The following is a 12,135-nucleotide window of genomic DNA, read 5'->3' as shown; positions in this document are numbered from 1 at the left end:
GTTTCAATCTTAAACTTAAACTACATTGTATATTAACCCTTTATTTTAAAGTGATTTTCCTATACAATATTAATAGGATTAATTCAAACAAGTGGTTTTTATTACTTAATTTTGTTTATTTAGATATATATGTAATTTATTTGTAGTTCTTCAAGTAGATTAGAGATTGACTAATCCTCTAATAAATAATATACTAAAAAAAGCTACCAAATAAAATTAAAATAACAATCATACTCGATAATATACTAGACATACTAAGAACAAATATCTTTAAGACTAAAATTTAAGCTTAAGTGATCCACTTAAAAATTTATCTACAAAATTATCAATTAACAGCTTAAATACAAAGCTAAATTAATTATAAACTCTATGAAAGGGGACTAAAAAATGAAAAACAAACAGATTACACCAGTTGCAATTGAAAATAAAATGCGTAACTCTTATTTAAATTATTCATTAAGTGTTATTATCGGTAGAGCATTACCAGATGTTAGGGATGGCTTAAAACCTGTTCATCGAAGAATCTTATATGCAGCAGAGAAGTTACGATTACATCCTGAAAAAGCTCATAAAAAATCGGCTAGAATCGTAGGAGAGGTTCTAGGTAAATATCACCCTCATGGTGATACAGCAGTTTATAATGCCATGGTTAGAATGGCTCAAAATTTTAGCCAACGCTATAAATTAATCGATGGACATGGTAATTTTGGTTCTATTGATGGGGATAGTGCAGCAGCTATGCGTTATACTGAAGCTAGATTGGCCCCTCTTTCTACTGAATTACTCAAAGATATCCAACAAGAGACAGTTGATTTTATCGATAATTTTGATGGGAGCTTACAAGAACCAACCGTATTACCTTCTAGAGTCCCTAATTTATTAGTTAATGGTTCTAGTGGTATTGCAGTTGGAATGAGTACATATATTCCGCCACATAACCTTACTGAAGTTATTAATGGATTAATTAAACTATTAGACAACCATAAACTAAGCATTGACGAATTGATGGAGATTATTCCTGGGCCAGACTTTCCTACCGGTGGTCAAATTGTAGGTAATGAAGGAATCAAAAAGGCTTATCGGACAGGAAAGGGAAAGATCATCTTACGTGGCAAGAGCAAAATTGAATCTGCTGGCAGAGGAAGAAAGAGAATAGTAATTACTGAAATCCCTTACCAGCTAAATAAAAGTAAATTGATTGAAGAGATAGCTAGCACTGTTAAAAAAGAAAAGATAGATAATATTAGAGATGTCCGGGATGAATCAGATCGAGATGGTTTAAGAATAGTAATTGACTTAAAGAGAAATGCTAACCCAGATATTATCTTAAATCGTCTTTATAAATATACCTCATTACAGTCTAAAACAAGGATCAATATGTTAGCTTTAGTCAATAAAGAACCTAAAGTAATGAACTTGAAAACAATCTTACAGCATTTTATTGATTTTAGAAGAGAAATTATTACTAATAGAACCGAACATCAATTAAACCAAGCTAAAGAACGAGAACATATCTTAATTGGCTTAAAGAAAGCAATTGATAACTTAGATCAGGTAATCAAGATCATTCGCCAATCTAAATATCCTCGGACTGCTAAAAAGAACTTACAACGTAAATTAGAAGTTACTAAAAAGCAAGCAGAAGCAATCTTAAATATGAAGTTACAGCGTTTAGTCAGCTTAGAAGTTCAAAATTTAGAAGAGAATTTAACAGAAATTAGAGAAAAGATTGCATATCTAGAGTCTATTTTAGAAGATAAAGAAATCCTAGATAATATTGTTAGAGAAGAGCTACTAGAGATTAAAGAAGAATACGGTGATCAACGTAAAACAGAATTGATTGCTGATGACTCGAAAGCAGAATTGAATAAAAAAGATTTAATTAAAGATAAAGATGTAATTATCTCTTTATCTTATCGTAATTATTTAAAGAGAACAGATGATCCTGATAATATCAGAGCAGGTAAAAATGACTTCATAACTGAAATTTCATCTGGTTCAAGCCATGACAAGCTCTTGTTCTTAACAGACCAGGGACAGACTCATATCCTAAAAGCTCATGAAATTCCTGAACATCATGGTCTATCTAAAGGAGATCCACTTAATCAATTCTTGAAGTTACCAATGAATGAAAAAATAGTAAAAACTATTTTGTTAAGTGAAGAAGTCAAAGAAAAGTTTATTACAATTGTAACTAAAGATGGCTTAGTCAAAAAGACTAAAGGAGCAGAATACGAAACTACCGTCTCCTCAATTAAAGCTATCAACCTCAATAAGGGAGATCAAGTGATTGATGCTGCCGTTACAGATGGTGAGCAAAATATTATGCTTGGTACAGAACAAGGTTATACAATCCATTTTTCTGAAACAGAAATTTCAGATACAGGTCGAAATACCAAGGGAAGCAAAGGAATCAAATTAAAAGAAAATGATCAAGTAATCAGCTTTAATTTGACTAATCAAGCAGAAGTTATCCTTGCTCTAACTAAGGAAGGCCGAGGCAAAGCAAGTCCTTTAGAAGATTATAAAATTCAGCAAAGAAATGGTAAAGGATTGCAGACTTTATCAAGTGATGATTATCAATTATTGAATATTATCTCTGCTAAACGCAATGACCAGATCATGGTTGTTAATAGTAATGGAACTCTAATCCAAAAAGAAGTTTCAGAAATTACAGAAACCAAGCGTTTAGGATCAATGTATTCCCAATTCGACTCATCAGATATTAAGTTAAATCAGATCTTTAAGTTACCTAAGATTGATAAAGAAGCATAAAAATAACACTTAATTACAATATTGTTTCAATCTTAAATTAAATCAAAAGAGAGCTTAAGATGGCATCATCCTAAGCTCTCTTTTGGTCTTTATTCCTTTTAAGATTTTACTCAGACTTCAACCCTCTACCTTCCTAATGATCTCCTCACCAATCCGATAGATCGGTTTTACAGTATCAACTACTCCTGATTCATAGGCTACTTTTGGCATACCATAAACTACTGAAGTTTTCTCATCTTGAGCTATTGTCTGACCTCCAAACTCCTTAATTAACCCTAAACCTTTAGCTCCATCTTTGCCCATTCCTGTCAACAACACACCAATCAGTGATTTCTTGTATTCTCGAACAACAGAAGCAATTGTTTTATCAATAGCAGGTCGAACATTATGTACCTTTTCAGATTGAGAAAGCTCCATCTTTCCATTTTCAACTATCATATGATAATCTCCTGGTGCAACTAAAGCTTGCCCAGCCCTTAATGGATCACCTTTCTCAGCTTCCTTAACATCTATTTTAGACAATTTATCTAATCTTTGGGCCAACGATTTAGTAAAACCGGCCGGCATATGCTGCACAATCAACAACGCAGCATTCAAATCAGCAGGTAAGACAGTTACTACTTCCTTTAATGACCTTGGCCCTCCAGTAGAAGCTCCAATTATCACCAATTTTTTCTCACCTGTTTTATCACGAGCCTTTCTTTTTCGCCTCGTTACTGATACCTTAGCTGCTTTTTTCTTTTGCTCAACCTTTATTTGACGCTTAATTGTCTTTTTAACCTTAGATTTCACAGCCAGCCTTACTTTTTGAATTAATTCCTCTTGAACTTTAGCAATATCTAGAGAAATAGAGCCAGAAGGCTTAGTTATAAAATCAAAAGCACCTAATTCTAAAGCTTTAATGGTTGTTTTACTCTGCTTAGTAGTTACACTGCTTAACATTACCACTGGAATAGGACATTTGCTCATCAACCGTTCTAAAAACTCCAGTCCATCCATCTTAGGCATCTCTACATCAAGAGTAACCACATCAGGCATATGCTGTTCAATTTTACGTAGCGCATCAGCTCCATTTCTAGCTTTTCCAATAACCTTAATATCTTCCTCTTCTTCTAATAAATCACTGACAACCTTTCGCATAAAAGCAGAATCATCTACGACTAATACCTCTATGGAAGCCACATCTTCACCCCCATCATTAAGCTAAAATATTATCTAATGAATCCTTAACCTTTTCAGGTTTGATCGGCTTAACAATAAAATCCTTTGCCCCTACCTCTAATGATTCAACGACCATCGGCTTTTGGCCCATAGCACTACAGACAATTACATCAGCATTAGAGTCATACTCCTTAATCTTTTTGATCGCTTCAATTCCATCCATCTTTGGCATTGTAATATCCATTGTTACTAAGTCTGGATTAGTTTCTTTATACTTTTCCACTGCTTCTTCACCATTAACAGCTTCATCAACCACCTCATAACCATTGTCCTCAATTAACTTTTTTAACATAGTTCTCATAAACTGTGCATCATCAACAACTAAAACTGTTTTTGCCACCGAGATCCCTCCTAACTAGTTGTTATTTCTTCCACATTAATAATCAGTGCTATACTACCATCACCTAAAATAGCACCACCTGCAATTCTTTCTAAATCCCCTGACAAATCATTAATCCTCTTAATTACAACCTCTTGTTGACCGATTATAGAATCAGCCATTAACCCATAATAATCATTACCTACTTCCACAATAACGGTAGAAATTTCTTGCTTATCTTCATCTGGCTCTTCTTTATTAAGTTTATCATGTAACGATATTAATGGAATCACAGAACCACGACGATGAATAACCTCTTCTTGTCGAATCGTCTTAATATCATCGGGATTAACATCGACTATCTCTTGAATCGACTCCAATGGAATTACATACTTTTGATCAGCAACATTGATCAAAAAGCCTTGGATTATCGATAATGTCAATGGTAATTTCATTGTAAAAGTAGAACCCTTACCTACTTCTGACTCTATATCGACTGAACCACTTAAAGACTCTATTTTATTCTTAACAACATCCATTCCTACGCCTCTACCAGAAACATCATTTACCTGCTCATTAGTACTGAATCCAGCTGCAAAGATCAACATAATGATCTCTTCTTCAGACATCGATTCCAATTCTGATAAGTTAGCAACACCTTTCTCAATTGCCTTATTTTTAATCAATTCTGGATCAATTCCTTGACCATCATCTTGAATTTGAATTACTACATTATTTCCTTCATGGAATGCTGATAATTTAATTAAACCTTCTCTATCCTTACCTAATCTCTCTCTCTCTTTAGGATCTTCAATCCCATGACCAATCGCATTTCTTACCATATGAACTAAAGGGTCACCTATTTCATCAATGATCGTTCGATCTAACTCAGTTTCTTCTCCTTCAATTACCAGATTAATATCTTTATCAAGATCCTGAGCAAGATCACGAACCAATCTAGGAAAACGATTAAAGACTAAGCTGATTGGAACCATTCTCATTTCCATAACAGAATTCTGTAATTCAGATGTCACCTTGCTTAGAGGCTTCAGCTTTTTATTTAATTCATCTAGATTGTAACTCTCACCTACTGACTCCACTTGGGTTCTCTTAATTACCAATTCTGCTACTAAATTCATCAATGAGTCCAGTCGTTCAACATCAACTCGAATAGTACTATTAGCCTTCAACCTCTTCGATAAAGACTTAACATTGGTACTATTTTTAGATTTATCTTCATTAACTTTTTTATCTTCTAGTTCATCTAAATTATTCTCTTTTTCTTCTTGTTGACTGCTAGCTGTTAGTTGCTCAATCTCATCAATTAATGTTATCTGTATTTCTTCAATTTCAGAGATATTGTTTAAAGCTTTAGCAATGGTTTCTTCTTTTTCAATCGTTAAGAAAAGTATTTGGAATTTATCACCTAATTCTTCTTTTCTAATCTTATCAATAGCAGGATTGGCTTTAATTAATTCTCCATACTCTTCTAATGATTCAAAGACCATATCAGCTCGTAAAGATTTAAAGACACAGTCATTCTCTAATCTAACCTTAATTATCATTGGATCTCCAGAATTAGCGGAAATAATCTCTAACTCATCATCTCTTAACTCAAAATCAACTTCTTCACTAGAATTTGAAGAAGTAACTTCTTTCTCCGAAGCATCAGCCTCTCTATTTTCAGTTTCCAAAAATGATTTTAATTCAGTAATTAACCCTTCTAAATTTTCTACCTCATCTGGATTGTTGCTTAATAATTCTAAAGTATCTACTGCCTTAAATAACAAGTTAATAACTTCTGTATTAACTTCTATCTGTCCATCTCTTAATAAATCTAAAATATTTTCCATCGCATGGGATAACCTACTAACCCTTTCAAACCCCATTGTTCCTGCCATACCCTTAAGTGTATGAGCAGCTCTAAAGCATTCATTGATCATTTCCATATTTTCAGGATCATTTTCTAAAGTTAATAAAGCATCATTTAATATATCTAGGTGTTCACGTGATTCACTAGCATATAACTCCTGAAAATCATTCATATCCATTAGTGATATCCCCCTTTCTAAAATCAACCAAGTTATTAATTTTCATTCTCTAACTGGATATTCTCTTTGGAGCTCAATAAATTATCTAAATCCAACAAAATAATTATATCATCATCTACTTTAACAATTCCTTTTAAATAGTCTTCCTTAATGCCCGCCATACTTTTTGGTGGAAGATCAACATCCTTCATTTTAATATGCAATACTTCAGAGACATTATCAACGACTAAACCTACATCTTGGCCCTCAAAGTCAACAACAATAATTCTAGTATCATTAGTATCTACTATCTCTTCAAGATTAAATCTCTTTCGTAGATCAATGACTGAAACAATATCTCCTCTTAAATTAATAATCCCCTCCATATACTTCGAACTATTAGGAAGCTCAGTTATCTCCTTTAACCGTACAATTTCATGCACCTTAGTGATTTTAACTCCAAATTTTTCGCTTCCTATATCAAAAACAATTACTTGTTCTGTATCAGCAGCCATTATAGCTCCTCCCTTCAATTAAAGAAATAGTCAAATTAAATTTAAATTCCTTCTTATTCAATAATTCGTGATTCAAAAGCCAACTCCTTCCTGATTAATTAAAATTTATAAACAAAATGAGCTATCGCCTACTTTAAATTAAGGCTAAGTCTAAGTTTAAGCATAAGTAAAATCAATAAAAAAAGAGCTACCTTAAAAACTTAAGATAGCTTTTTTATATAACTGCATTTTTAGAATTAATTTGTAATAATGCTTTATAAAATTTTAATCTTTAACTGTAAACCATAAACTGACAACTATATTATCTCCTATCATCCAACTCAAGGTAGATATCCTGCAAAGAAATATCATAATAAACTAACATCACTAATAAATGATAGATAAAATCTGCTACTTCATAGATAATCTCTGCTTCCTCTTCATCTTTAGCAGCCATTACTATCTCCGTAGCCTCTTCACCAATTTTTTTCAAAAAGGCATTAATTCCATGCTGATATAAAGAAGATGTATAAGAGCCTTCCTTCGGATTCTCTTTACGATCCTTAATTACTTGATATAGCTCCTCTAATACTTCAGTGTCCAATGCATCTTTATAAATGTCTTCTGGATCAAAGCGACTTTCTCCACCTTCTTGTCTTTTAATCCCCCGATAAAAACAGGACTTATGTCCTGTATGACAAGCTTCACCAGTCTGTTTTACCTTTAATAATAATGTATCTCCATCACAATCAAATTTGATCTCTTCAACCAGTTGAATATTTCCTGAAGTCTCACCCTTCCACCATAATTCTTGACGACTACGACTCCAAAAACAGGTTCTACCTGTTTTAATAGTATTCTTAACTGCTTTCTCATTCATATAAGCCATCATTAATACCTCATCAGTCTCTACATCCTGGACAATTGCAGGAATCAAACCATCGTCATTGAATTTTAACTTGCTTAAAGACATCTCACCTTAACCCCCTTATCCTTCAAATATTCCTTAACTTCCTTGATGGTATACTTTTTAAAATGGAATATAGAGGCAGCTAGAGCAGCATCTGCTTCTCCTACTGTAAAAGCTTCTTCAATATGCTTTAAAGTTCCTGCTCCACCTGAAGCAATCACTGGTATATTTACACTTTTTGAAACCGCCTTATTTAATTGATTATCATAGCCATCTTTAGTTCCATCACCATCCATACTGGTTAATAGTATTTCACCTGCCCCTAAACTTTCAACCTCTTTGGCCCAGTTAATTACATCAAGCCCTGTATCTTTACGTCCTCCATGAATATAAACTTCCCATGATTCTCCTTTACGTTTAGCATCTATTGCTACCACTATACATTGACTACCAAACTTTTTTGCCCCTGCACTGATTAACTCTGGCTCCTTAACTGCTGCTGAATTAATAGAAACCTTGTCAGCTCCTGCTTTCAGTAACTCTCTCATATCTTCTGTACTCCTAATTCCTCCCCCAATTGTAAAGGGAATAAAGACCTGCTTAGCAGTCTTACGTACTACATCTATCATCGTTTTACGCTTATCACTAGATGCTGTAATATCCAAAAAGACCAGTTCATCTGCTCCAGCCTGATCATAATATGCTGCCAATTCAATTGGATCACCAGCATCTTTAATATCAACAAAATTAACCCCTTTAACAACTCGTCCCTGATCTACATCTAGACAAGGAATAATCCGCTTTGTAACCATAACAATCACTCCCTCTTAGGTACAATTAATAACTAATATTTAATAATTAATATTAAAAAACTTTAAAGCAAAAAAACTTCCATAAACCACTGACAATTACTGCTTTAAAATGGTTTTGACTTTTCATTATTCATTATTCATTATTCATTATTCAATGTTAAATGCTAAGTGCTTCTTCTAACTTAAGATTATTACTATACAAAGCCTTACCAGTAATAACTGCTTTAACTCCTGCCTCTTCAATCTTCTTTAAATTCTTAATATCCTCTAAGCTTGATACTCCACCAGAAGCAACTACCTTCAGCCCTGTCTCTTCGGCTAACTTCTCAGTAGCCTCTAAATTTGGCCCTGACAAAGTACCATCTTTGTCGATATCTGTATAAACAACCCATTCTACTCCTCGCTCTTTCATCTCTTGGCCCAGTGTAACTGCTGTGGTATCGGAAGTCTCTAACCACCCTTCAGTAGCTACTAAACCATCCTTAGCATCAATACCAACTACAATCCGCTCAGAACCAAACTCTTTAATTGCTTCTACAACCAACTGAGGATTTTCAATTGCAGCAGTCCCAATAATTACTCGCTCTACCCCAATCTCTAAATACTCTTGAATAATCTCTTTTGTTCTAATTCCTCCTCCAACTTGAATAGGAATCTCAATCGTCTCAACAATCTCTTTAATTAACTCTATATTTTTAGGCTTACCATCTAAGGCCCCATCTAAATCTACAATATGTAATCTCGTTGCTCCTTTGTTGGCCCATAATTTAGCCATCTCAATTGGCTCTCCATATACTGTCTCTTGTTCAAAATCACCTTTATATAATCTAACACAATTTCCATTGCGAATATCTATTGCTGGGATTATTTCCATTATTATCTCTCCTTATCATTTACTATCTTTCCAAAATTCTTTAAGATCTGTAACCCCTTATGACTGCTTTTTTCTGGATGAAATTGAACCGCATAAATATTATCCTTTCTAACACTTGACACAAATTCAATTCCATACTTTGTTCTAGTAGCAACCACACCTTCGTCATCCGGTACTACATAGTAAGAATGGACAAAATATTGGTGCTCTCCATTCTCTATATCTTCATAAATTTCATTCTTCCGCTTTAAATCCAACTGATTCCAGCCAATATGAGGAATTTTAAGCTCTAAGTTTTGAGAAAACCTCTTGACTCGACCTGAAATAATATCTAAACCTTCCGTCACCCCAAACTCTTCACTTGCTGTAAATAACAATTGCAATCCTAAACAGATTCCTAAAAAAGGCTTCCCTTGCTCAATCACTGTTTTAATTATTTCTATTAGCTTCAGCCGCTCAAGATTCTCCATGGCATCCTTAAAAGCTCCTACTCCAGGTAAAACAATCCCATCTGCTGCTAAAATTTCTTCTTTATCTTGGGTAATTTCTGCTTGATAACCGACCATCTCAAAAGCCTTCTGAACATTTTTCAAATTACCCATTCCATAGTCTATAATCTTGATCATTAATTTTACCTCGTTTCTATTTATATTGATATTTAACTTAACTATTCAATATTAAATATTAAATGTCCTTACTCCAATTTTCCCTTAGTCGACATTACTCCTTCAATCCTCTCATCAATCATCACAGCTTTAGCTAATGCCCTTCCGAACGATTTAAAAAGCCCCTCAATAATATGATGAGTATTCGTTCCTTCAATTTTTCTAAGATGTAAATTCAATCCTGCATTATAAGCAACCGCCCGAAAAAACTCCTCAACCAATTCTGTATCAAACTCTCCAACCTTATGTTTAAGATCGTTAACAGAAAAATTAAGATAATATCGTCCACTAAAATCAAGCACAGTTTGCAATAAAGCTTCATCCATCGGTACATACTGCTCACCATAACGCTTAATTCCTGCTTTATCCCCTATCGCTTTTTGTAAAGCTTGACCTAATACAATCCCGATATCCTCTACTGTATGATGATCATCTATTTCCACATCACCAACCGCTTTAACCTTCAAGTCAAACAAACCATGCTTAACCATCAGCTCCAACATGTGATTCAAAAAAGGAACTGGAGTCTCAATATCTACTTGACCACTACCATCTAAGTTTATCTCTAGCTCTATTTCAGTTTCATTAGTTTTACGAGTCAGTTGAGCTTTACGCATCTTATCTCCTCCTAAATAATACATTGAATACTTAATATCTAATATTTAATAATTAAAGCCATAACATTATATATTTTTATTCAAAAACTTTTAACCATTCAATATTAAATAAATATTATTCCTCAAACCGCACCTTAATACTATTAGCATGAGCATCCAAACCTTCTACCCGGGCAATCTCTAATGCATCATTCTTCACCTTTTCTAAGCCCTCTTTAGAATAAGAAATAATACTTGACTTTTTAATAAAGTCATCTACATTAAGTGGAGAATAAAATCTAGCTGAACCTCCTGTTGGTAAGACATGATTTGGCCCGGCAATATAATCTCCTACTGGCTCAGCTGCATACTCTCCTAAAAAGATAGCTCCTGCATTATTTAATCTTCCCACAATAGCAAATGGATCATCAACTACAACCTCTAAATGCTCAGGAGCAAATTGGTTGGTCAATTCAATTGCTTCTGCTAAGTCTTGAGCAATGATGATTGCTCCATAATTTTTCAAAGCCTCTCTAGCAATCTCAACTCGTGATAAATCCTTAAGTTGATTTTTAAGTTCCTGATCTACTTTCTCAGCCAATTGCTCAGAAGTAGTTATCAAAATAGAAGATGCCATAGGATCATGCTCTGCTTGGGATAGTAAATCCGCTGCTACAAAACGAGGATTAGCAGTCTTATCAGCCAAAACTAAGACTTCACTTGGCCCAGCCAGCATATCAATATCTACATACCCAAAAGCCAACTTCTTAGCTAACGTAACATAGATATTACCCGGGCCAACAATCTTATCAACCTGTGGCATCATCTCAGTCCCAAAACTCAGCCCTGCTATTGATTGAGCACCTCCTACTTTATAAATCTGATCAATCCCAACCTCTGCTGCTGCTACCAAGGTATATGGGTTCAAACCGCCCTCCTTATCTGGAGGAGAAACCATAACTATCTGCTCTACTCCAGCAACCTTAGCTGGAACCCCATTCATTACTACTGATGATGGATAAGCTGCTCGTCCTCCTGGAACATAAATTCCTACCTTCTCTAAAGCAGTAAACTTCTGTCCTAAGATAACACCATCTTCTTTTAAATCCATCCAGCTTTCTCGCAACTGCTTCTTATGAAAATCTCCTACATTTTTAATCGCCTTTCTAATTGCTTTTAAAAAGGTATCTTCAACCTCTTTATAAGCAGCCTCAATCTCCACTGGGCCAACTTCAAGTTGCTCAGCTTCCATATCAGCTCCATCAAAGCGAGCATTATATTCTAAAATAGCCTCATCGCCTCGAGCCTCTACATTTTCCCAAATCTCCTGTACAGCTGATACCTGCTGAGGATCATCAAAAGAAGATCGATTCAAGATCTGCTCTAGTTTAGCTTCAATTCCTTCTTCAACCGTCTTTAATATCTCCACCATTCTAACC

The 12,135-nt window shown here is 34.3% G+C and carries 11 protein-coding genes; 1 reads left to right on the top strand and 10 read right to left on the bottom strand.

Annotated features, from left to right (window positions below; genetic code table 11):
• The first annotated feature begins 387 nt into the window (after positions 1-387).
• Positions 388-2,775, top strand: coding sequence for a DNA gyrase subunit A (gene gyrA, locus ACKF5P_RS03415; protein ID WP_408956090.1), 2,388 nt, complete (start codon positions 388-390; stop codon positions 2,773-2,775).
• A 117-nt stretch (positions 2,776-2,892) separates the two neighbouring features.
• On the opposite strand, the gene ACKF5P_RS03410 is transcribed toward gyrA, so the two are convergent.
• The 10 genes from ACKF5P_RS03410 to hisD form a co-directional block, all read right to left on the bottom strand.
• Complete coding sequence (locus ACKF5P_RS03410; RefSeq protein ID WP_408956089.1) at positions 2,893-3,957, bottom strand: chemotaxis response regulator protein-glutamate methylesterase; 1,065 nt, start codon at positions 3,955-3,957, stop codon at positions 2,893-2,895.
• A 16-nt stretch (positions 3,958-3,973) separates the two neighbouring features.
• Positions 3,974-4,336 (bottom strand): response regulator, encoded by a 363-nt coding sequence (locus tag ACKF5P_RS03405; protein WP_408956088.1) that lies wholly within the window; start codon positions 4,334-4,336, stop codon positions 3,974-3,976.
• 11 nt (positions 4,337-4,347) lie between these two features.
• On the bottom strand, positions 4,348-6,366 hold the full coding sequence (locus ACKF5P_RS03400; protein ID WP_408956087.1) for a chemotaxis protein CheA: 2,019 nt from the start codon (positions 6,364-6,366) through the stop codon (positions 4,348-4,350).
• A 35-nt stretch (positions 6,367-6,401) separates the two neighbouring features.
• The gene (locus ACKF5P_RS03395) at positions 6,402-6,860 is read right to left on the bottom strand and encodes a chemotaxis protein CheW (protein WP_408956086.1); all 459 of its coding nucleotides are present in this window, start codon (positions 6,858-6,860) and stop codon (positions 6,402-6,404) included.
• Between the two features lie 301 nt (positions 6,861-7,161).
• Positions 7,162-7,812, bottom strand: coding sequence for a bifunctional phosphoribosyl-AMP cyclohydrolase/phosphoribosyl-ATP diphosphatase HisIE (gene hisIE, locus ACKF5P_RS03390; protein ID WP_408956085.1), 651 nt, complete (start codon positions 7,810-7,812; stop codon positions 7,162-7,164).
• Positions 7,803-8,561 (bottom strand): imidazole glycerol phosphate synthase subunit HisF, encoded by a 759-nt coding sequence (gene hisF / locus ACKF5P_RS03385; protein WP_408956084.1) that lies wholly within the window; start codon positions 8,559-8,561, stop codon positions 7,803-7,805. Before hisF ends, hisIE begins: the two co-directional genes overlap by 10 nt.
• 157 nt (positions 8,562-8,718) lie before the next feature.
• Entirely contained in the window at positions 8,719-9,435 is a 717-nt protein-coding gene (gene hisA, locus ACKF5P_RS03380) for a 1-(5-phosphoribosyl)-5-[(5-phosphoribosylamino)methylideneamino]imidazole-4-carboxamide isomerase (RefSeq protein WP_408956083.1), read from the bottom strand.
• A 2-nt stretch (positions 9,436-9,437) separates the two neighbouring features.
• Positions 9,438-10,061, bottom strand: a complete 624-nt coding sequence (gene hisH / locus ACKF5P_RS03375) for an imidazole glycerol phosphate synthase subunit HisH (protein ID WP_408956082.1) — start codon at positions 10,059-10,061, stop codon at positions 9,438-9,440.
• A gap of 68 nt (positions 10,062-10,129) precedes the next feature.
• Entirely contained in the window at positions 10,130-10,717 is a 588-nt protein-coding gene (gene hisB / locus ACKF5P_RS03370; protein ID WP_408956081.1) for an imidazoleglycerol-phosphate dehydratase HisB, read from the bottom strand.
• Between the two features lie 115 nt (positions 10,718-10,832).
• Positions 10,833-12,128 carry a histidinol dehydrogenase gene (gene hisD, locus ACKF5P_RS03365; RefSeq protein ID WP_408956080.1) on the bottom strand — a complete coding sequence of 432 codons (1,296 nt, stop codon included), beginning with the start codon at positions 12,126-12,128 and terminating at the stop codon, positions 10,833-10,835.
• Positions 12,129-12,135: the final 7 nt, after the last annotated feature.

The organism is Natroniella sp. ANB-PHB2 (genome assembly GCF_046097105.1).
Classification (GTDB): Bacteria; Bacillota; Halanaerobiia; order Halobacteroidales; family Halobacteroidaceae; genus Natroniella.
Note: the sequence above shows the minus strand (reverse complement) of the source record. Positions and strands in the feature narration are given on the sequence as shown.

What these genes read in the sequence shown, in the direction of transcription:
- hisH (WP_408956082.1), bottom strand. Translation starts at nt 10,061, where the DNA reads ATGATCAAGATTATAGACTATGGAATGGGTAATTTGAAAAATGTTCAG.
- hisD (WP_408956080.1), bottom strand. Translation starts at nt 12,128, where the DNA reads ATGGTGGAGATATTAAAGACGGTTGAAGAAGGAATTGAAGCTAAACTA.
- hisIE (WP_408956085.1), bottom strand. Translation starts at nt 7,812, where the DNA reads ATGTCTTTAAGCAAGTTAAAATTCAATGACGATGGTTTGATTCCTGCA.
- hisA (WP_408956083.1), bottom strand. Translation starts at nt 9,435, where the DNA reads ATGGAAATAATCCCAGCAATAGATATTCGCAATGGAAATTGTGTTAGA.
- ACKF5P_RS03395 (WP_408956086.1), bottom strand. Translation starts at nt 6,860, where the DNA reads ATGGCTGCTGATACAGAACAAGTAATTGTTTTTGATATAGGAAGCGAA.
- gyrA (WP_408956090.1), top strand. Translation starts at nt 388, where the DNA reads ATGAAAAACAAACAGATTACACCAGTTGCAATTGAAAATAAAATGCGT.
- hisF (WP_408956084.1), bottom strand. Translation starts at nt 8,561, where the DNA reads ATGGTTACAAAGCGGATTATTCCTTGTCTAGATGTAGATCAGGGACGA.
- ACKF5P_RS03400 (WP_408956087.1), bottom strand. Translation starts at nt 6,366, where the DNA reads ATGGATATGAATGATTTTCAGGAGTTATATGCTAGTGAATCACGTGAA.
- hisB (WP_408956081.1), bottom strand. Translation starts at nt 10,717, where the DNA reads ATGCGTAAAGCTCAACTGACTCGTAAAACTAATGAAACTGAAATAGAG.